Source organism: Marinobacter sp. HL-58 (assembly GCF_001314605.1).
In the GTDB taxonomy this organism is placed as follows: Bacteria; Pseudomonadota; Gammaproteobacteria; order Pseudomonadales; family Oleiphilaceae; genus Marinobacter.
In genome coordinates this window covers 179,164-200,572 of the sequence record NZ_LIHP01000012.1, presented here as the reverse complement: position 1 = coordinate 200,572, position 21,409 = coordinate 179,164, and the positions used below count along the sequence as shown (strand labels likewise).

Here is a 21,409-nt window from a genome sequence, read left to right as displayed (position 1 = left end):
CATTGACGCCTCGAGTCGTGCAGTCTGAGCAGTTCGGCACGAAAACAAAGAGAGAAGGGAACCGATGGCTGACCCAATCAATACCCGCTGTGACCTGATGATGTTTGGAGCGCTGGGCGACCTGGCGCAACGAAAGCTGTTTCCGGCGCTTTACCAGTTGGAGCTTGCCGGGTTGCTGCACAGGGGCAGTCGTATCCTCGCGATTGCCAGAAACAAGGCGGACACCGCCGAGATTCGCAAAATACTCCTGGACAAGCTCAGGGAGCACGTAAAGGAGGCTGAGTTCGATGCGGATGCGGCTGAAAGGTTTCTGCAGCGGGTGGACTATCAGTTTCTGGATTTTACCGACCCGGACGGTTATGGCGCACTGAATGAATGGCGCAGTAGTGAAACCAGCAATCTGATTGTCTATATGGCAACGCCGCCGTCCATGTATGGTGTCATCGCCCGCAATCTGAGAAGCAACGGCTGTTGCGATCAGGACACCCGGGTAGTGGTTGAGAAGCCCATCGGTCACGACCTGGCATCATCCAAGGTGATAAACGATGAGCTGGGGGAAGTTTATAACGAGAACCAGTTGTTCCGAATCGATCACTACCTGGGCAAGGAAACGGTCCAGAACCTGATCGCCCTGCGTTTCGCCAACAACCTTTTTGCCTCCCAGTGGGATCAGAACCACATTTCCCACGTAGAGATTTCGGTGGCGGAGAGTGTAGGTATTGAGGGTCGCTGGGGCTATTTCGACAAGGCCGGCCAGGTTCGCGACATGGTGCAGAACCACCTGCTGCAGCTCCTGTGCCTGATTGCCATGGATCCACCTTCGGATCTCTCTGCCGACAGTATCCGTAACGAGAAAGTAAAGGTGCTGAAGGCGCTGCGCCAGATCACCCCTGATCTCATGGACACTCACGTGGTGCGGGGCCAGTACACCGCAGGCACCAGTGGTGGTAAACCGGTGCCCGGTTACCTGGAAGAGGAGGGGGCCATCAGGGGCAGCAAAACGGAAACCTTTGTCGCCCTGAAAGCCGAAATCGACAACTGGCGCTGGTCCGGCGTGCCTTTCTACATCCGTACCGGCAAACGCCTGCCAGAGAAGCTGTCCCAGATCATCATCCATTTCAAGCCGGCACCACACTACATCTTCGACCCGGACCAGAAACACCTGGCCAACAACAAGCTGATTATCCGTCTGCAGCCGGACGAAGGCATGTCGTTGCAGATTCTCACCAAGGACCAGGGCCTGGATAAAGGTATGCGGCTGCGCCAGGGGCCGCTGGAGCTGACGTTCTCGGAAACCTTTGAAACCGACCGGATTCCTGACGCCTATGAGCGTCTGCTGTGGGAGGTTATGAAGGGCAATCAGTACCTGTTCGTTCGCCGTGACGAAGTGGAGCACGCCTGGCAATGGGTTGACCAGATCATGCGTAACTGGGACGACAGTGGCGTGCCCCCCAAGCGATATGCCGCGGGCACCTGGGGGCCGGTTGCCTCCATTGCCATGATCACCCGGGATGGGAGGAGCTGGTATGAAGATGCATGACCTTGGCCTGCCGGATGCGGTGGATGCGCACTTTTTCGACACGCCGGACGATGCCGCCGGGGCATTGGCGGATGCAGTTGCCAGCCATCTTTCAGAGCGGCTTCTGATTGCTCCCCGCGCCAGTCTTGTGGTGTCTGGTGGCTCCACCCCGCTGCCATTTTTCCGGGCATTGCGGGAGAAGACTCTGGACTGGGCCAGAATCGATGTGCTGCTGGCGGACGAGCGCTGGGTGCCCGAGGACGACGAGGCCAGCAATACCCGCCTGGTCAGGGAACACCTGCTGAAGGGCCCCGCCGCGGAAGCGCGCTATCTGTCCCTCAAGAAGCCCGGAGACACGCCGGCTGATGGCCTTCCGGCCGTCGAGGCAGCACTCGCAGACCTTCATCTGCCGCTGGATGTGCTGGTCCTGGGAATGGGCAATGACGGCCATACCGCTTCCCTGTTTCCCGATGCCCCCGAGCTGGACGAAGCGCTTGATTCCGATTCCGCCGCCATCGTGGCGCCGATGACGCCCGCTTCCCAGCACCAGAGGCGCATTACCCTGACCCTGCGGGCCCTGAGTCGCGCCGGTTTCACTGCGCTGCACCTGAAGGGGGATGACAAACTGAAAACCTTGCAGGCGGCCTGTAGTGACATTGGCCGGGTGAAGGAAATGCCTGTTCGCGCTTTCCTCAAGCCTGGCCTGCAGATTTACTGGAGCGCCTGAGCGCCGCTGGCAACCGACCTGCTTTAACGGAGAATACTATGAACCAATTGTCTGACTATCACCGTGAACGGGTCCGGTCGGTGCTGAGCGCCTCTCCCCTGGTTCCGGTGATCACCATCAATCATCCGGACCAGGCGCTGCCGCTGTGTCAGGCGCTGGTCGACGGCGGTATCCGGGTGCTGGAAATCACCCTGCGCACGCCCCACGGTCTGAAAGCCATTGAACAGGTAAGAAAGGCCATCCCGGACGCCTGGGTAGGCGCGGGCACGGTTACGAGTATCGCCCAGTACCGCCAGGTGGAAGCCGCCGGCGCCCAGTTCGTGATTACCCCCGGCGTCACCGAGGCTATCCTGGAATTCGGCGTAACCTCGGAAGCTCCGCTGTTACCGGGTATCTCGACCATTTCCGAGCTGATGGTGGGCTACAACCTGGGCTACCGGGAATTCAAGTTCTTCCCGGCCGAAGTGGCTGGCGGCATCCCGGCCCTCAAAGCCTTCGCCGGCCCCTTCCCGGATGTCACTTTCTGCCCGACTGGCGGAATCCGACGTAATACCGCAAAGGACTATCTTGCCCTCGATAATGTCTCGGCCGTCGGTGGTACCTGGTTAACACCTGGTGATACCGTTTCCTCGGGCGACTGGGGGCAGATTTCGGAGATTGTTCGTGGGAGTCTTGCTGACCTGTGAGTTTCCTCGTCGGTCTGTAGCCTGATGGATCGTGCATCCGCGATTGGTGGGCCGGTCTTTCGGGAAACGCTACAAGCACGTCCCTGTGCGCTTGGAATTGGCCATCCATGGCCAATTACATTCCCGAAAGACCGGCCCACCAACCGCTTGTTCTGGCTTTGCAGGTAACGCCTTGGGTGCATGAATCCCCCGTAGGTCGGATTAGCGCAGCGTAATCCGACAAATAGCTTCGAGACCGCAAACAATGTCGGATTACGCTGCGCTAATCCGACCTACGTGAAAAGAAGAGCGATATCGGCTTGGTCAAAACAGAGGCTGCGGGGCGGGGCTTCCCAAAATGTAATTGGCCATGGATGGCCAATTCCAAGCGCACAGGGAAGTGCTTGTAGCGTTTTTGGGAAGCCCCGCCCCGCAGCCTCCAGGCACCAAACCAGCAGGCTACGTAAGAGGAATCCTCCCAAGTCTGATCTCAGCGAATATCCGTTCCTACACGAACAATCTTCATGGTATTGGTACCACCCTGGGCATTGACGTAATCGCCCTTGGTGATCACCACCAGGTCGCCGTCCTTGACGACACCCATCCGCACCAGCTCTGCAACTGCCCTGGCATTGGTCTGCTCATTCGGAATCATCGCCGAATCAAACGGCACCGTCTGCACACCACGGAACAGCGTCACGCGGTGCTGTGTGGAATGGTGACGGGAGAAGGTGAAGATCGGCAGGCTGGATTTGATGCGGGACATCAGCAGGGGAGTGGCGCCGGTTTCTGACATGCAGATGATCGACGTTACGCCTTCCAGGTGATTCGCGGCATACATCGCAGACAGGGCAATGGCCTCGTCCACATGCTCCATGCTCTCGTGGATACGGTGCTTGGACTGGTGCATGGACGGCTGCTTTTCAGCGCCGATGCAGATGCGCACCATGGCCTCGACGGCTTCCGTCGGGTAATCACCCACGGCGGTTTCCGCCGACAGCATCACCGCGTCGGTGTAGTCCATGACCGCGTTGGCCACGTCGGAAACCTCTGCCCTTGTAGGCATGGGGTTTTCGATCATGGATTCCATCATCTGGGTGGCGGTGATGACCACCGTATTGAGGGCGCGGGCGCGGTTGATGATGTGCTTCTGCACACCCACCAGTTCGGCATCGCCAATCTCGACCGCGAGGTCGCCCCGGGCAACCATGACCGCGTCCGATGCTTCAATCACCGCGTCCAGTGCTGCGTTGTTGTGGGCCAGTTCCGCGCGTTCGATCTTGGCGACCAGGCGGGCTTCGGAGCCGGCTTCCTTCAGAAGGCGTCGGGCCACGTGCATATCTTCGGCAGTGCGCACGAAAGACACGGCCACATAGTCGGCGCCCAGGCGGGCGGCGGTTTTGATGTCCTGTTTGTCTTTTTCGGTGAGGGCCTCGGCTGACAGGCCGCCACCGCGCTTGTTCAGGCCCTTGTTGTTGGACAGGGGGCCGCCAATGAGCACGCGGGAGGTGATGCTGGTGCCGTTGACGGTTTCAACTTCCATTTCGATGCGGCCATCGTCCAGTACCAGGATGTCGCCCGGTTTGACGTCTTCGATCAATTGCTCGTAATCAATACCGACACGCTCCTCGTTGCCGGCTTCCTTGTCCATGGCGGCATCCAGAATGAATTGCTGGCCGGCCCTGAGGGTGACCTTGTTCTCGGCGAAGCGCGCAATTCGCAGTTTTGGTCCCTGCAGGTCAGCCAGCAGTGCCACGAAGCGGCCATTGGCGGCTGCGCTTTCGCGCACCCGACGGGCCCGTTCCATGTGATCTTCCGCACTGCCATGGGAGAAGTTCAGCCGGGCTACATCAACACCGGCGGCAATGATGGAAGAGAGTGATTCCGGTGAGTCGGTGGCGGGGCCGAGAGTGGCGACGATCTTGGTGCGCCTTAGCATGGTTCCTGTTTCCTTGTTGATTTCCGAAGAGCTTTCCGGTGATTGCCGGTGGACGTCTGGCAGGCGGCCAGGGTTACTGGCTCGCCTTTTTCATCAGTACAGCGGCATTGTCGAGCATCCGGTTGGAGAAGCCCCATTCATTATCGTACCAGGCCATGACTTTTGCATGACGGCCAATGGCCCGTGTGTGGTTTGCGTCGAAAATACTGGACAGGGCGTTGTGATTGAAGTCGACGCTGACCAGCTTCTCGACGTTATAGCCCAGTACAGGGCTGTTTTGCGCAGCAGCTCTGACGGCTTCATTGATTTCTTCGACAGTGGTATCCCGGCTGGTAATAAAGCCGAAATCCACCAGAGAAACATTAATAGTAGGAACCCGTACGGCCAGCCCGTCAAGTTTTCCGGCCAGTTCCGGTATGACCTTGCCGATTGCGGCGGCGGCGCCGGTTTTTGTCGGGATCATTGACTGGGTCGCCGAGCGTGCCCGGTAAAGGTCTGAGTGATAGACATCGCTCAGCTTCTGATCGTTGGTGTACGAATGAATGGTGGTCATCAGCCCGCTTTCAATGCCTATCTTCTTATGAAGTGCCTCGACGACCGGGGCCAGGCAGTTGGTGGTGCAGGAGGCGTTGGAGATGATGTCGTGTTCTGCGGTCAGTATGTTGTCGTTGACGCCGTACACCACCATGGCGTCTGCATCGGGTGATGGGGCCGAGATGATCACTTTCCGGGCACCTGCTTTCAGGTGGCCTTCGGCTTTCTCCCGTTTGGTGAAGAGGCCGGTACACTCGAACACCACATCCACGTGATAGTCTTTCCAGGGCAACTCTTCCGGGTCGCGGATGGCGGTAATGGCAATACGGTCACCATTGACAGAGAGGGACTCGGAATCGTGGTTTACAATGCCACTGAAGCGGCCGTGAACGCTGTCGTACTTGAGCAGGTGGGCGTTGGTTTCGGCGTCGCCCAGGTCGTTGATGGCAACCACCTGCATCTGGTTGCGGTAGTCATTTTCGTAAAGTGCGCGGAGAACATTGCGGCCAATGCGCCCGAAGCCGTTAATTGCGATGCGAATAGTCATGTTCTGGCTCCAAATCTGGTTGGTTATTGTTCATCTTTGTCGGTGATGTAGTAAATATAACAACAAAAAATGGAAAAATGAATGATTCCCGGGTGAAAGCGGTAAAAAAAGTAAGTAAACTTACGGGAATTAAAAAGCGATCAAATAACGGAATTTCAGGAGACCCACTATGCACCCGACTGTAGACGCGGTTACCCGGCGCATCATCGAGCGCAGTCGTCATACCCGGCAGGACTATCTGGGCCGGATGGAAGCGCTGAAGGCGCAGTCGCCCCATCGAAGCACGCTGTCCTGCGGTAATCTGGCACATGGGTTTGCGGCGTGTAATCAGTCCGACAAAGACACCCTGAAACTGATGAACAAGGCCAATGTGGCCATTGTGTCGGCCTATAACGACATGCTGTCGGCTCACCAGCCCTACAAGGATTTTCCGGATGTGATCCGGGAGGCGGCCCATGGCATGGGATCAGTGGCGCAGTTCGCGGGTGGTACCCCTGCCATGTGTGACGGTGTAACCCAGGGGCAACCGGGCATGGAGCTCAGTCTGTTCTCCCGTGACACCATTGCCATGAGCACGTCCGTGGCACTCAGTCATAACATGTTTGATGCCACTGTGCTGCTGGGTATCTGCGACAAGATCGTGCCGGGTCTGCTGATCGGTTCCCTGAGCTTCGGGTACCTGCCAACGATATTGATCCCTGCAGGGCCAATGCCTTCCGGGCTGCCCAACAAGGAAAAGCAGCGCATTCGCCAGCTTTATGCCGAAGGCAAGATTGGCCGGGACGAATTACTCGAGGCGGAGTCGAAGTCTTACCACAGTCCGGGTACCTGCACCTTCTATGGAACGGCCAACAGCAATCAGCTTCTGGTGGAAGTGATGGGCCTGCACCTGCCGGGAGCGGCATTTGTGAACCCGGGCACTCAGTTGCGTGATGAACTGACCCGTGCAGCCACGGAGCAGGTGATCCGGCTTTCCAGGCCCCACGGTGGCAAGCTCGGCCTGGGGGACATGATTGATGAGAAAAGCATTGTGAATGCGCTGGTGGCCCTTCTGGTCACCGGTGGTTCAACCAACCACACCATCCACTGGATCGCCATTGCCCGGGCGGCTGGCATTATCATTGACTGGAACGACTATTCCGAGCTGTCATCGGTGGTGCCTTCCATGACCCGCATCTACCCCAATGGTCAGGAAGATGTGAACGCCTTCCACGAGGCTGGTGGTACCCCCTTCCTGATCCGGGAACTGCTTGCGGCCGGTTTCCTTCACAACGATGTGGAAACGGTGATGGGGCATGGCCTGGAGCAGTATGCCCGGATGCCTGAAATGGAGGGTGACAAACTCGTCTGGAAGCCCGCTCCGGAAAACAGTGCCAAACCGGACGTGCTGAGCACCGCCAATGAGCCCTTCGCCCCTGATGGCGGCCTGCGGGTCCTGGATGGCAACCTTGGCCGGGGTGTGATCAAGGTGTCTGCGGTGGCCGAGGAGCACCGAACCGTCAGGGCGCCGGCGGTAGTCTTCAACGATCAGAACGAGCTCAAGGCAGCCTTCGAAGCCGGTGATCTCGACAGGGACTGCATTGTCGTAGTTCGCTTCCAGGGGCCGAAAGCCAATGGCATGCCGGAACTGCACAAGCTGACACCCTATCTCGGCGTACTGCAGGACCGCGGCTACAAGGTCGGGCTGGTAACCGACGGCCGTATGTCAGGCGCGTCGGGCAAGGTACCTGCCGCTATTCATGTATACCCCGAAGCAGCCAATGGCGGCCCCCTCTCGCGGGTGCACACCGGTGACGTCATTACCCTGGATGCAGTCACAGGGAAGCTGGAAATCGATGTGCCGGAAGATGAATTTGCCACCCGGGAGTCGGAACAGGCGGACCTGAGCAGTTATCATCATGGCCTGGGCCGGGAACTGTTTGGCTGGATGCGCAAAGCCGCCAGCACCCCGGAAGAAGGTGCCAGCTTTTTCTGGAATCATGACGCATGACAACAACCAATTATTCGCTGGTAGGGGACATCGGGGGCACCAACGCCCGGTTCGCCCTCGTGCGCTCCGGTGATGTGACACCGGAAGCCATTGAGGTACTGGCCTGCAGCAATTACGACAACCTCGACTCCGCCATCACCGACTATCTCCAGCGTACCGGCGTGGGGGAGGTCCAGGACGTTTGCCTGGCGGTGGCTTCGCCGGTTTCCGGCACCCAGGTAAGGATGACCAACAATCACTGGCGATTTGACAGTGAAGAGGTGCGCCGCCAGTTTGGCTGGACCGCGTTCAAGGTCATCAATGATTTCACCGCCATGGCGCTGGGGGTTCCCCATGTTGCTGCGGAAAAGCTGGTTCACGTTTGTGGTGGCCCGGGAGATGCCCGTCGGCCACGCTTGGTTATCGGGCCGGGAACCGGCCTGGGAGTTTCAGGCCTGGTGCCATTGCAGAATGGCTGGGTACCGCTGATGACGGAAGGCGGCCATGTGGATTTTGCACCCACGGATGATACCGAAATGGCCATCCTGCGAATCCTCAAGGCCCGGTTTGGTCGTGTGTCGGTGGAGCGGATTCTGTGCGGCCAGGGACTGCTTAACCTTTACCAGGCCCATGCCGAAATACAGGAAGTGGCGGCCCCACTGGATGCGCCGGACAAAATCACCGCGGCCGCGCTGGAGCAATCCGATCCCCTGGCTCGACAGACTCTTCGTCATTTCTGTGAAATACTGGGCCGCGTGGCCGGTAACGGTGTGCTGACCCTGGGAGGCACCGGAGGTGTCTACCTGTGCGGTGGCATCCTCCCGCGCTTTATTGACTTTTTCCTGGAAAGCCCGTTTCAGAAGGGCTTCGAAGACAAGGGTCGCATGCGGCCACTGCTGGAGGCTACGCCGGTGTATGTTGTCACCGAAAGCTATACCGGGCTGCTGGGGGCAGCGGAAGCACTGAACAATCCGGAGGTTTAGTGTGGCGAAGGTTGTCGTCGCCCAGACCGGGAGCGGCGACAATACTGCCTACAGGTAGTGGACCAGCTCGGCCTTGTCAAAACGGTACTGCTGGTTGTATACCCCTTTTTCAGAACGCTTTCCCGCCGCCACCACCATGGTCACCAGGCCCTTTTCAGGCAGCTTCAGCAGTTTCCGTACCCGGCACTCATCGAACCCTTCCATCGGGCAGGAGTCGTAGCCGTGGGCCCTTAATGCCAGCATCAGGTTCTCGGCTGCCAGTGCCGTGGACTTGGTGGCCCAGATTTTCATTTCATTGGGAGAATAGGGGCCCCTTGGCACCGGCCTGGTGAGCCCGACCACCAGGCCTGCTGCTTTCTTCGCCACCCCGAATAAACCGAAAGGCCCCTGGTTGTAATGGATCGGGGCAATCTTCGAGTAGTATTTCTCTACAATGCCGGGCAGCTTTTCTTCCGGCCACTGTTCCAGGGCCATGCGGGAATGCCGGCGCCAGGTATCCGTTCTGGCTACAATGACAATCAGTACTGGCGCGGTTTTCGCGGCATTCTGCCCCAGGCAGGCTTCAGCCAGCTTTGCTTTCAGGGCCGGTGTTCTGACCACAAAGAACTCCCAGGGCTGCAGGTTGCTGGAGTTGGGCGCCAGCATGGCCAGATCCAGACAGTCATCCAGCACGTGATCCGGCACCGGTTCATCCGTAAACCGGCGAACCGAACGGCGGCTGCGTACCACCTTTCGGAATTCCTCCAGAGTCGGGTTGGGCGCTATGTCTGACTTGGCATTCATGGAAGTTTGTCCTTTCGCCGGCTTCTTGCGGCTTGTTTGTCGGTTATGACCACAGGCTTTAAGGTTACGGTACCCGGATGTTTATGCAATGGCCTATTGTTCTGGAGTGATTGGCAGGAATGACCAGGATTGATTCACAGATACCGTTTGATGAACTGGTGGCGCAGGTAAGGCAGTGCAGAATCTGCGAGGCGTATTTGCCGCTGGGCCCGCGACCGGTTATCCAGGTGTCCCGATCCGCCTCCATACTGGTGGTGGGGCAGGCCCCTGGTCGCCGTGTACACGAGACCGGTCTGCCTTTCAATGATCCCAGTGGTGACCGCCTGCGGGACTGGATGGGTATTGGCCGGGAAACCTTCTACAACGAGAACGAGCTGGCCATCCTGCCCATGGGGTTTTGCTACCCCGGTACCGGAAAGTCCGGTGACCTCCCGCCGCGGCCGGAGTGCGCCCCTGCCTGGCGGAACCTGCTGCTTGAGCGCCTGGACAATATCCAGCTGACGCTGGTGATCGGCCAGTATGCCCACGCCTGGCATTTACCCGGCCCCAAACAGTCTGTCACTGACCGGGTAAGGCAATGGCAGGAGGTCTGGCCGGAACTGTTGCCACTGCCGCACCCCAGCCCACGGAACAATCTCTGGTTACGTCGTAATCCCTGGTTTGAGCGGGAGGTGATTCCGGAGCTGCAGAGCCGGGTTCGCGAGCTGCTTGGCCGCGAACACGCTCGTTAATCGGCGCAACTAGCGAGCTTCTTCCCAGCGCGTCAACAAGTCTTCGTAGCGGATGGTTCGCCCCGGTGGTTTTTCATCCTCCAGCCTGGGCTTGGGGGCACCGGGCTGCGCCAGCCAGTACTCGCGTCCTTCAGCTTCGCTGTCTGAGGCGATACGGGGCGCGCAACTGTTCACACTGAAGTTTCTTTCCATCACCGCCATGGCGCGATCCTGGCTTTCAGCCAGCTTGTCCATGGCTTGCTGCGCGGTGCGTTCTCCCGACATGGCATCGGCAATGTTGGGCCACCAGAGCTTCGCGAGTTTGGGGTAATCAGCAATGTTTACACCGGTTGGCGTCCAGGCTTCCCGTGCCGGGCTGCGGTAGAACTCAACCAGCCCGCCCAGTTCCGGACTCATCGCCTGCATTTCCTCCGAGTTGAGGTCCGACTCCCGAACAGGTGTCAGACCAACCAGGGTTTTCTGGAGTGATACAGACTTTGAGACCGTGAACTGGGCGTAAAGCCAGGCCGCTTTCTGCCGGCGGTCGCTCATGACCCGCGGAATGGTCCAGGCTCCCACGTCCTGATAACCCAGCTTCATGCCTTCAGACCAGTAGGCTCCATGGGGAGAGGGGGCCATTCGCCACTTGGGGGTGCCATCCTCGTTAACTACGGGAAGCCCCGGTTTGGTCATGTCAGAGGTGAACGCGGTGTACCAGAAAATCTGCTGGGCAATTTGCCCCTGGGCAGGTATCGGGCCGGCTTCGGAAAAATTCATGTCCGGAGCTTCCGGTGGTGCATAGCTTCGGAGCCAGTCGATGTACTTCTGCAGTGCGTACACGGCGGCCGGACCGTTGGTGGCGCCGCCCCGTGAAACCGATGAACCCACCGGATGACACCCTTCCATGCGGATGCCCCATTCATCCACCGGCAGGCCGTTGGGCAGCCCCGAATCACCCGCACCAGCCATGGAAAGCCAGGCGTCCGTAAAGCGCCATCCGAGGGATGGGTCCCGCTTGCCATAGTCCATGTGACCGTACACCCGCTCGCCATCAATCTCCTTCACGTGAACGCTGAAAAACTCGGCAATATCCTCGTAGGCGGACCAGTTGAGGGGAACGCCCAGCTCGTAACCGTAGCGTTCCTCAAACGCCGCCCGCAGCTCCGGGCGCTGGAACCAGTCATAGCGGAACCAGTAGAGGTTGGCGAACTGCTGGTCCGGTAGTTGATATATCTTGCCGTCCGGCCCGGTCACAAAGCTCAGCCCGATAAAATCGTCCAGATCCAGTGTCGGCAGCGTGAAGTTCCGCCCTTCACCTTCCATGTAGTCACTCAGGGCCAGTGCCCAGCCGGTCCGGGAGTGGGTTCCGATCAGGTCTGAATCGTTAACGAAGGCGTCATAGCGACCCTTGGCGGCCATGATTCTTTGCAGGTTGACCTGGCGAATCACCTCCCCTTCGGGCTTCAGGTCGTGATTGACTGTGATTCCTGTGATTTCGGAGAAGGCGCGGGCGAGAACATCCGATTCATAACGATGCGTGGCCAGATCTTCCGACAGCACAGAAATCTCAAGGCCCTCCAGGGAGGCCGCTGCCGAGGCAAACGAGGCCAGCTCTTCAGCCTGTTCTTCCGGTGACAGTGTGGACGCCTGGAAGCTTTCGGAAATCCATTGCTCGATAACCTGCCTGCGTGCTTCCGGCAACGAGTTGAAAGTGTCGGATCCGTGACTGGCTGCAGGGATGCAGAGAATACAGAGGGTAGCAGCGACAATCGGCCATCTGTTCATGTGACACCTTTATTGTTTTGCTTTCTTCGCTTGTTGTTGGTTTTACTACATTACTGAGCGTAATGTTCGCTATATGGTTCGTCAACGAAAATTTATGACAGTTCATGTAATCCGATAAAAGACCGTAAAGACAAGTAGTTAAGATTTTTTAGCTGGAATATGCTCATAAAATGTGCAATAAAAGTGAAAAAATAATGTTCTAAAACTTTCCATTTTTTCCTTTGCGAGTTAGATTTGTGTTGTCTCGAAAACACAAGCCGGTCAAAGACCGCAATGAATGTTCGGGATGGCAGTGCCGGTCAGCACGGAGGACGTACCTGATGTATTGCAATTGAGGGAAATCGAAACTCCAACGAGAGAAAGGGCTGACAGGTCGGAAAATCTCAAACAATAATAGGAAGCTATCATGATCGAAAACAAAAACTGTTCTAATGCTAAAACTCTCAGGCTGTCCGCTCTTGCAGTGGGTGTTGCCCTTGTCGCGGGAGGCTTTTCAGCTCCGGCGGCCGCTGAGCTGTCACTGGAATCAGATAGTGGCTGGAAGTTCGGGGTGAACGGCCATATCCCGGTTTTCGCGGTCTTCGGTGACTTCGAAGATGAAGAAGACGCGTTCAACGTCACGACCGGGTTTAACCCGGCGACGCTTCAAACCAACATTTACGCACCAACCCAGAATGGCCTCACAGTGTCTGGCCATTTCCAGATGAACGCCAACCTGTCGATTGGCGATGCCGATGAAGACTTCCGCAGCCGTGTGGCGGAAATCGCGGTCGCCGGTGACTTCGGTACCGTCAACATCGGTAAGGGCTTTGGCATCTACGGCACGCCGGCCATCGGCGATAATGGCAGTGCTCTGGGCGTTGGATTGATCGGGGGTGGTCCTGATCAAGTCGCTGCAACTGCGGGCAGGATCGGCAATGGTTACTTCTACGCGGACTTCACACCCCGAGTGATGTATACCTCCAATGACCTGGGCGGTCTGCAATTCAAGGTAGGTGTGTTCACACCGTCGAAGTTAAGCGATGCTGAGGACCCAGGCGGTGATGCGGAGTACGCCACGCCACGGATTGAAGGTAACGTGGTTTACTCTGCGGACATGTTCTCTTTGTGGACCAGTGCGTTTACCCAGGACGTTGATTCGAAAACCGGCGCCTTTGATGACTACACCATGTCCGGCGTTGACTTTGGTGGTTCGGTATCCCTGGGTGGCCTGGGTGTTCGTGCCAACTACGCCATGACATCAGGTACCGGTAACGGCGTGTTTGCTGCTCGTCTCGACGATCAGGAGGAAGACGCCAGCCAGTGGTATGTTGAATCTACCTACGACTTTGGCGCCACGACCCTGGGTGCCAGCTATGGCGAAGGAGAAGATGATATTGGCACTGGCGAAAACGACTCTGATCTCACCATGATCTTTGCCCGTTATGCGGCCACAGACGCTTTGACCCTGATGGCCGAATACCAAACCTATGGCACCGAGACAGGTGATAATGAGTACAACGCCTTCATCGTAGGCTCACAGCTTACTTTCTAAGCGAGATTGATAACTTCCTCTTTCGAAGGAGGAAGCGTTCAGGCAGAAAGCCGGGTGTCGAAAGACACCCGGCTTTTTTTATTCAAGCGGACTCGTCCTGAATAGCCAGATCGGGCGAATTACACCCACAAAAAAGCTCCGGACGGTAGAGCCGGCCGGAGCAAATGCCTGAGAGAGTGGTTCAGGCGCTGTGGTGGAGAGCAACGGTTTGTGGTTGCGGGTTTGCCTGAGCAGCCAAATACCGGTCGAGCTCACGGACATCTTCTTCAGTGGCGTACAGCCCCTGTTTGGTGCGGCGCCAGAGGATATCCTCCGATGTCATCGCCCATTCGTATTTGATCAGGTATTCCACTTCGCGTTCATAAAGCGTTCCGGCGAACCGGTAACCCAGGTCAGTAATGGATTTGGCATCGTCCAGGATGTGGTAGGCGTTGGTTCCGTATGTACGCACATAACGGCTGCAGACTGCCTCGGGAAGCCAGGGGTAATCCTCGGAAATACGCGCTTCGAGGGTGTCGTGATTCTCAAAGTCACCGCCAGGAAGAATGGCATGCTTGGTCCAGGGGCCTGCGGCTTGTGGAAAGAACTGGCACAGCTTGTCCGTGGCAGCTTCCGCAAGCTTGCGGTAGGTTGTGATTTTACCGCCGAATACGGAAATAACCGGGGCCTTGCCTTTCTCCCTGCTGACTTCAAAGGAATAGTCCCGGGAAGCCTTCTTGGCATCGCCTTCTTCGTCATCCATGAGTGGACGCACACCGGAGTAAGACCAGACCACGTCGCTGGCGGTCAACTGCCGCTTGAAGTGGGAGTTGACAATGTCAAGAAGGTATTCGGTTTCTTCCGGGGAGATCCTCGCCTTCTTCGGGTCGCCCTCGTAATCCACATCCGTGGTACCAACGAGAGAAAACTCATCCTCATAAGGGATAACGAACACGATGCGCTCATCCTCATTCTGCAGGATGTAGGCCTCGGTTTCCCGATTCAGCCTCGGAACCACAATATGGCTGCCCTTGACCATACGAATGTTCTTCGGCGCCTTCATCGCAAGGCTTTCACTGAACAGGCGGCTCACCCAGGGCCCCGAGGCATTGACGATCACCTTTGCCGTAACATGGTGAATGCTGTCATCGTTCATGTCCTGGAGAGAGACATCCCATGTGTCCTTGCCCCGTTCAGCATTGATGCATTTGGTTCTGGTCAGAATGGTGGCGCCGCATTCCTGTGCTTTTTTGGCCGTCAGCACCACCAGGCGGGCATCATCCACCCAGCCGTCGGAATATTCGAATCCTTTTGTGATGTCTGACTTCAACGGATCTTTCTCGTCGAACCTGATCGATCGTGACCCGGGCAGAATTTCCCGTTTTGCAAGGTGGTCGTAAAGGAACAGTCCCATCCTGATCATCCAGGCAGGACGAAGGTGAGGGCGATGGGGTAGCCGGAAGCGCATCGGCCACATGATGTGGGGAGAATTTCGCAACAGCGATTCCCGCTCCGCAAGTGCCTCGCGAACCAACCGGAACTCATAGTGCTCCAGGTAGCGCAAGCCGCCATGAATCAGCTTGCTGCTATTGGAGGATGTCGCCGAGGCGAGGTCGTTCATTTCACACAGCAACACCCTGAGGCCACGGCCCGCAGCATCCATCGCGATTCCCGTTCCGTTAACGCCGCCGCCCACAACGACAACGTCAAATCTGTTGTTCTCCTCGGTCATCTTGTGTCATCTCCTGACGCCTGTGAAAGGACGCATCCGGGCGCTCTTTCCGATTTTTCCAGAAACGTATTCCTATATTATGCGAAAGCAAAATATATTCGTAAAGGAAAATACAGAAAAAAAACGAAAAAGTGTGCGGCAGTGAACAGTGCGCTTTCGGAAAATCCGTCAGAAAACGAGAGGGTTAATCCCGGGTGAGGTCAGACCAGATGAAGTTCTACGTTGTTTTCCCGCAGTAGCTGGCGGATTTCGACGGGAGGCGGCTCGTCGGTAAATACATGGTCGGCCTGGGCGATACTGCCAAGCCGAACCATGGCGTTGCGGCCAAACTTGGAGTGGTCGGCGGCAAGAAGCACCTGGCCCGAGTTTTCAATGATGGCCTGAGCCACGCGGACTTCCCGGTAATCAAAATCAAGCAGTGAACCATCGCTATGGATGCCACTGATGCCGATGATTCCGAAGTCCATCTTGAACTGGTTGATAAAGTCACGTGTTGCTTCACCTACAATGCCACCGTCGCGGTTCCGGACTTCACCACCGGCGATAATGATATGGAAGTCCTCCCTGGCAGACAGGATGGAGGCGACGTGAAGGTTGTTGGTCACCACCTGAAGGTTGTTCTTCTCAAGCAGCGCCTTGGCGATGGTTTCAGTGGTGGTACCGATGTTGATGAACATGGAGGAGTTGTCGGGAATCATCTCCACCAGAGCTTCGGCGATACGTTCTTTTGCTTCCAGATCCATGATCTTGCGAGCCTGGTAGGCCGTGTTCACAGTGCTGGAGTCAATCCCCGCTCCGCCGTGATGGCGACGGAGTTTCTTCTGGCTGGCCAGTTCGTTCAGATCCCGGCGAATGGTTTGCGGCGTCACCTTGAATTGGTCTACAAGCTGTTCTGTTGTCACAAAGCCGTTCTGCTGGATCAGCTCCATGATCAGATCCTGTCTGCGTCGCTGTGCCATTCAATCTCCTCCGGCATCCGGTTTTTCTGTAACGAACGAAATAGCGATTCTTTACCCGCGTTCAGTTTAGAGTGTTTTGGGTCTTTGTGCAGCCTTTTTAGGGAGTTGTAGAGTTCGAGTGATTTCCGGTTTATGAAAAAGGTTGGCTTTTGTTTTCAAAAAAGTAAAAATACGAAAAAATAAGAACACCCGAGGCCAAAAGCTATGACCCAGTATATTCTGTCGATAGATCAGGGGACGACCAGTTCCCGGGCGATTCTTTTCACTTTGGATGCCAGCATACATGCCACCAGCCAGCAGGAATTTCCCCAGCATTTTCCGGCCAGTGGCTGGGTTGAGCACGACCCGGAGGACATCTGGCGCACGGTGAGGGAAGTCTGTGACGATGTCATGGAGAAAGGATGTGGCGAAAACGACGAGGTGGTTGCGGTTGGGATAACCAACCAGCGAGAAACCACGGTGCTCTGGGACCGGGCGACTGGCGAGCCGGTGTATCCTGCTATCGTCTGGCAGGATCGAAGAACCGCGGACTGGTGTGAAACGCTGAAAAAACAGAGTCTGGAGCCGTCAGTGAACAGCAAGACCGGGTTGCTGATAGATCCTTATTTTTCGGCTACGAAAATTCGCTGGATTCTTGATAATGTCCCCGGAGCCAGGCAACGCGCCGAAAACGGTGAACTTGCGTTCGGTACTATAGACAGTTTTCTGCTTTGGCGACTGACCGACGGAAAGGTCCATCGCACGGACGCCACCAATGCAAGCCGCACCATGCTGTTTAATATCCATACTCAGGAGTGGGATCAGGAGTTGCTGGAGCTGTTCGGCATTCCGGCGGCCCTGCTGCCTGAAGTCATGGACTCGGCAGCTGACTTTGGTCTGATCGTGGGTAATGGACGGCTCGAAGGCGCCTCTGTCATGGGTATCGCCGGCGACCAGCAGGCAGCGTTATTTGGCCAGACCTGCTATGAAACCGGCATGGCAAAAAGTACGTACGGAACCGGCTGCTTCCTGATGCTGAACACGGGCGAAAAAGCCCTGACCTCGGAGCACCGGTTGCTGACAACCATTGCCTACCGTCTCAACGGCAAGCCGGTTTATGCACTGGAAGGCAGTATATTCATCGCCGGAGCGGCCGTTCAGTGGTTGCGGGATGGCCTGCAACTGATCAGAAGCGCCTGCGAAACCGAACCTCTGGCGGAAGGGACGCCGGTTGACCATGGTGTCTACCTGGTGCCGGCCTTCACCGGGCTGGGTGCTCCCTATTGGGACCCCAATGCCCGGGGGGCGATATTCGGATTGACCAGGGATACCGGAATCAAGGAGATTGTCACTGCCGGGTTGCAGTCGGTCTGTTACCAGACCAAGGACTTGCAGAGGGCCATGCAGAAAGACGGCTTGCGACCGATCGCGTTACGGGTTGACGGTGGAATGGTGTCCAACAACTGGGTGCTGCAGTTTCTGGCGGACGTTCTCGGTGCCACTGTAGACCGCCCCAGAATGGTGGAAACCACGGCTCTGGGTGCCGCCTATCTGGCCGGACTGCAGGCGGGAATCTACGAATCACTGGAGGCGCTCCAGGAGGCGTGGCAATGTGATCGGCGCTTTGAGCCACAGATGACCAAGCAGAAGCGGGACGAGCTCTACGACGGCTGGTGCTCCGCTGTGGCGAAGCTGCAAAGCAGCCCCGAAAACCCCACATGATCGTGGCGTTGGCCGGGAAAGTGTTCAGCCTGCAGTGAGCGGTCTCAGATACTTGTAGACCGTATTGCGGCTGACGCCAGCCGCTCGTGCCGTCCTCGATACATTGCCGCCATTGGCCCGGTATAGCCGCGGAAGCAGTTCGTCGAGTGGTTCGGTTTGAATACTGACCGGCTCGTCGCTGTCTGCAAAGAAGTCATCGGGCAGGTGGTCTTCTTCCAGCAGCTCGCCATCGGCCATGGCAAGACCAACCTTTAACACATGAACCAGCTGGCGGATGTTACCGGGCCAGGGATGGCGGGACAGCAGGTTCAGCATGGTGTCGCTCAGGGCCGGCCCCGGTTCGGTCCCGGTCAGGCGCTGATGCACAAAGCGGATCAGCGCCTGTCTGTCGGTCCGGTCCCTGAGGGCAGGCAGTTCGAGGTTAAGCCCGGCGATACGGTAGTACAGGTCCTGCCGGAAGTGGCCTTTTGAAATATCGTCCCGCAGGCTCCGGTTGGTTGCCGAGATGAGTTTGATATCCACCGGGTAACTCTCGGTCGATCCCAGGGGGGTAACCTCCCGCTGCTGCAATACCCTCAATAACCTGGATTGAAGCATCAACGGCATTTCACCGATTTCGTCCAGGAAAAGAGTGCCCCCGTCCGCCTGTCGGATCAGACCCACATATCCTTTGTTGTGGGCACCGGTAAACGCGCCTTTCTCGTAGCCAAACAGCTGCGATTCCGCCAGCTCGGAGGGAATTGCAGCGCAGTTGACTGCAATCAGCGGCCCTGCCGCCCTGCTGCTGTGGTAATGCAGGCTGCGAACAAGGATCTCCTTGCCGGAGCCGGTCTCGCCAAATACCAGAAGGGGGATGTCCTTTTCCATCATTTTCCGGGCCTGGTTTACCAGCCGCCTGACCCGGTTGTCGCCGTGTTCAAGTCGCCCGGGGTTGATTACATCCTCCGGAATATTGGTGGTGTCCTGTCTGGCTCCATGAGCCGGCCGTATCGCCTTCGGTGGTATCACCTGGGCGAGAATCTGATAGTTGCCCCTGGCCTTCAGCCGCATGGGAGTTGCCGTCGCGGCTGCCGTGAGATCGGCAAGATCAAGATCGAACAGGTGACGCAGATTGCCTGTTGCCAGGCTTTCCCCCAGCAGCGTGCGTGCGCGCCGGTTGGCTGCCCTGATGGTGCCGTCGGAATCCACCACCAGAAGGCCGGCCCAACTGCTGTCCAGGCTGGATGCACTGGTGTTGAACTTCAATATGTGGAAGTCGGCTTGATAAGTCTGAAAAATCAGACGATTCTCAATGCCATGGGACAGCAGTTTCACCATGCCGAGGGAGTAATCACCGGGCATTCGGGTGGTTGCGCACAGGCAGAGACTTCCGGCCAGATCGCCGTTGGCATCGAATAACGGAGTTGCGGAGCCGGTGAGATGGCGATGGGTCTTGAGGTAGTGCTGGTCACCCCTGACATGCACCGCTTGTGCCGTTGCCAGGCTGGTTCCGATGGCATTGGTTCCTGCAGAGGCTTCGTCCCAGATACTGCCAGGGCGGATGCCTTCGAACATGGCAGGCAACTGCGACTCAGGGTGCAGGGTTTTCAGTATGGTGCCGCCGGGATCGGCGAACACGACCATACACTGGGTATTGTGCAGCATGTTGTCGAAGTAGGGGGTTGCCTCGTCTTCGGTCGCTTTTAACAGGCTGGCGTGCTGTCTCTGCAAGGCAACCAGTTCCCGGGGATCGCAGCTTCCGTGCCCGGGGGTCTGGTTGTTGTCCAGGCCCAGGTTGCGACAGCGCTCCCATGATTCTTCGATCGGGTCTTGCGGGTTTTCACCGGGCAGGGCGCTGATTCTGGAAGAATAGTCCATGACAAACCACCTTCTGGTGTTCGTTTTAGAGAAAACTCGGTATTTTTTCGTGCTAAAAATTTGTTTACGAACACCAGAAGTATTGTTGATCAATCCTGCTGTGGTCAATAACTGTTTCTATCTGTTCACGGAATCCAGGGAGGTGAGGACAGGTTAAATCATATAACCTACTGAAAATAAATATTATATCTGAATTCTGTGCAGGTGTTCATTCGGCTCATGATATTTGAGCAGAATGAACATTTTGAACACTCAAGTTGCAAGTGCCTGAAACTGAAGATGCCAGCTGCAGCCCTTTATTACAGGGATCTGAAAAAAATATTTTCGTATCTTTTCGTTTTGGCACAGCTCTTGTACACTCAGTTCAAACAAAACAACAACCGAAAGGGAAAAAGCATGTCTTTAACGCTGCAGAATGTGTCGCGCGTTGTGGACGGGGAAACCTGGATATCTGACGTCACCATGACGCTGGAACCCGGTTCCTTCAACGTCCTCCTCGGTCGGACACTTGCCGGCAAAACAAGTCTTATGCGCATCATGGCGGGCCTGGACCGGCCGTCAAGCGGCAAAATCCTGATGAACGATGTGGATGTGACCGGTGTTGCGGTACAGAAACGCAACATTTCAATGGTGTACCAGCAGTTCATCAACTATCCGACCATGAGCGTTTTCGAGAATATTGCGTCGCCGCTCAGGCTCGCCAGGCACGACAAGACAGAAATCGATCGCCGGGTCCGTGAGACAGCAGAACTTCTGAAGATCGAAAACCTTCTGGACAGACTGCCGCTTGAGCTCTCCGGCGGCCAGCAGCAACGGGTTTCCATGGCACGGGCTCTGGTCAAGGATGCCGATGTGGTGCTGTTTGACGAGCCGCTGGTCAACCTGGACTACAAACTCCGTGAGGCTCTGCGCAGTGAACTGAAAGACCTCTTCCAGGCGCGCAACTGCATCGCGGTCTATGCCACTACCGAAGCCCAGGAAGCCCTGGCCCTGGGTGGCGAAACCGCGGTACTGCACGAGGGCCGGTTACTGCAGAAGGGGCCTACCCCCCATGTCTATCACCGGCCTGACGATATCGAGACCGCTGAAATCTTTTCCGAGCCGCCCATCAATATCGTCCCCGGCCGGATCAGCGACAATCAGGTGACCTTTGATGAGCAGGTACATTTTCAGTTGAACGCCGATCTGGCCAGCCTGGAATCGGGCAGTTACCAGTTCGGGGTACGCCCGTCACACATTGGCCTGGTGCCCCACGCGGATGACGATCTGGAAGTGGCGGTTACCGTGGATCTTGCCGAGATCAGCGGTTCCGAGACATTCCTGCATGTGCATAGTGAATCCTTCGAGCTGGTGCTGCACCTGCAAGGCATTTATCAGTACCGCCCTGACGAGCAGATCAAGGTGTACTTCCCCACCCACAAACTTTACGCATTTGCATCTGACGGCAGCACACTTCTTGTGCCTGGCCGGGAGGAGGGCTTCTGAT

The 21,409-nt window shown here is 57.0% G+C and carries 16 protein-coding genes; 9 read left to right on the top strand and 7 right to left on the bottom strand.

All coding sequences use genetic code 11. The features are described from left to right. The first annotated feature begins 64 nt into the window (after nt 1-64). The 3 genes from zwf to HLUCCO03_RS11440 are packed head-to-tail and all read left to right on the top strand — an operon-like array spanning nt 65 to nt 2,932. Nucleotides 65-1,540 (top strand): glucose-6-phosphate dehydrogenase, encoded by a 1,476-nt coding sequence (gene zwf, locus HLUCCO03_RS11450; protein ID WP_027832421.1) that lies wholly within the window; start codon nt 65-67, stop codon nt 1,538-1,540. Next, on the top strand, nt 1,533-2,246 hold the full coding sequence (pgl, locus tag HLUCCO03_RS11445; RefSeq protein ID WP_027832420.1) for a 6-phosphogluconolactonase: 714 nt from the start codon (nt 1,533-1,535) through the stop codon (nt 2,244-2,246). The genes zwf and pgl overlap by 8 nt, the downstream gene beginning before the upstream one ends. Before the next feature lie 38 nt (nt 2,247-2,284). Then, nucleotides 2,285-2,932, top strand: coding sequence for a bifunctional 4-hydroxy-2-oxoglutarate aldolase/2-dehydro-3-deoxy-phosphogluconate aldolase (locus tag HLUCCO03_RS11440; protein ID WP_027832419.1), 648 nt, complete (start codon nt 2,285-2,287; stop codon nt 2,930-2,932). A 469-nt stretch (nt 2,933-3,401) separates the two neighbouring features. Here HLUCCO03_RS11440 and pyk read toward each other — a convergent pair whose 3' ends face one another. Beyond that, nucleotides 3,402-4,850, bottom strand: coding sequence for a pyruvate kinase (pyk, locus tag HLUCCO03_RS11435; protein ID WP_027832418.1), 1,449 nt, complete (start codon nt 4,848-4,850; stop codon nt 3,402-3,404). A gap of 73 nt (nt 4,851-4,923) precedes the next feature. Continuing rightward, nucleotides 4,924-5,931 (bottom strand): type I glyceraldehyde-3-phosphate dehydrogenase, encoded by a 1,008-nt coding sequence (gap, locus tag HLUCCO03_RS11430; protein WP_027832417.1) that lies wholly within the window; start codon nt 5,929-5,931, stop codon nt 4,924-4,926. Nucleotides 5,932-6,100: 169 nt separating this feature from the next. Here gap and edd point away from each other — a divergent pair, with 169 nt between their 5' ends. Beyond that, entirely contained in the window at nt 6,101-7,921 is a 1,821-nt protein-coding gene (gene edd / locus HLUCCO03_RS11425; RefSeq protein WP_027832416.1) for a phosphogluconate dehydratase, read from the top strand. Then, entirely contained in the window at nt 7,918-8,883 is a 966-nt protein-coding gene (locus HLUCCO03_RS11420) for a glucokinase (RefSeq protein ID WP_027832415.1), read from the top strand. Before edd ends, HLUCCO03_RS11420 begins: the two co-directional genes overlap by 4 nt. A gap of 48 nt (nt 8,884-8,931) precedes the next feature. Here HLUCCO03_RS11420 and HLUCCO03_RS11415 read toward each other — a convergent pair whose 3' ends face one another. Further along, complete coding sequence (locus tag HLUCCO03_RS11415) at nt 8,932-9,666, bottom strand: nitroreductase family protein (protein WP_027832414.1); 735 nt, start codon at nt 9,664-9,666, stop codon at nt 8,932-8,934. A gap of 119 nt (nt 9,667-9,785) precedes the next feature. Between HLUCCO03_RS11415 and HLUCCO03_RS11410 the strand changes: the two genes are divergently transcribed. Beyond that, nucleotides 9,786-10,397: a uracil-DNA glycosylase family protein gene (locus tag HLUCCO03_RS11410; RefSeq protein WP_027832413.1), complete on the top strand. Its 612-nt coding sequence runs from the start codon at nt 9,786-9,788 to the stop codon at nt 10,395-10,397. A gap of 9 nt (nt 10,398-10,406) precedes the next feature. On the opposite strand, the gene HLUCCO03_RS11405 is transcribed toward HLUCCO03_RS11410, so the two are convergent. Beyond that, nucleotides 10,407-12,161, bottom strand: a complete 1,755-nt coding sequence (locus HLUCCO03_RS11405) for an ABC transporter substrate-binding protein (protein ID WP_027832412.1) — start codon at nt 12,159-12,161, stop codon at nt 10,407-10,409. Between the two features lie 406 nt (nt 12,162-12,567). Here HLUCCO03_RS11405 and HLUCCO03_RS11400 point away from each other — a divergent pair, with 406 nt between their 5' ends. Further along, nucleotides 12,568-13,695 carry a porin gene (locus HLUCCO03_RS11400; RefSeq protein ID WP_027832411.1) on the top strand — a complete coding sequence of 376 codons (1,128 nt, stop codon included), beginning with the start codon at nt 12,568-12,570 and terminating at the stop codon, nt 13,693-13,695. Between the two features lie 181 nt (nt 13,696-13,876). Here HLUCCO03_RS11400 and glpD read toward each other — a convergent pair whose 3' ends face one another. Both glpD and HLUCCO03_RS11390 read right to left on the bottom strand, forming a co-directional pair. Beyond that, nucleotides 13,877-15,406 (bottom strand): glycerol-3-phosphate dehydrogenase, encoded by a 1,530-nt coding sequence (gene glpD, locus HLUCCO03_RS11395; protein ID WP_027832410.1) that lies wholly within the window; start codon nt 15,404-15,406, stop codon nt 13,877-13,879. 200 nt (nt 15,407-15,606) lie between these two features. Next, nucleotides 15,607-16,365 (bottom strand): DeoR/GlpR family transcriptional regulator, encoded by a 759-nt coding sequence (locus HLUCCO03_RS11390; RefSeq protein WP_027832409.1) that lies wholly within the window; start codon nt 16,363-16,365, stop codon nt 15,607-15,609. Nucleotides 16,366-16,569: 204 nt separating this feature from the next. Here HLUCCO03_RS11390 and glpK point away from each other — a divergent pair, with 204 nt between their 5' ends. After that, nucleotides 16,570-18,066 (top strand): glycerol kinase GlpK, encoded by a 1,497-nt coding sequence (glpK, locus tag HLUCCO03_RS11385; RefSeq protein ID WP_027832408.1) that lies wholly within the window; start codon nt 16,570-16,572, stop codon nt 18,064-18,066. A 24-nt stretch (nt 18,067-18,090) separates the two neighbouring features. Here glpK and HLUCCO03_RS11380 read toward each other — a convergent pair whose 3' ends face one another. Next, entirely contained in the window at nt 18,091-19,923 is a 1,833-nt protein-coding gene (locus HLUCCO03_RS11380) for a sigma-54-dependent Fis family transcriptional regulator (RefSeq protein WP_051603888.1), read from the bottom strand. Between the two features lie 396 nt (nt 19,924-20,319). Between HLUCCO03_RS11380 and HLUCCO03_RS11375 the strand changes: the two genes are divergently transcribed. Continuing rightward, complete coding sequence (locus HLUCCO03_RS11375; protein ID WP_027832406.1) at nt 20,320-21,408, top strand: ABC transporter ATP-binding protein; 1,089 nt, start codon at nt 20,320-20,322, stop codon at nt 21,406-21,408. Nucleotide 21,409: the final 1 nt, after the last annotated feature.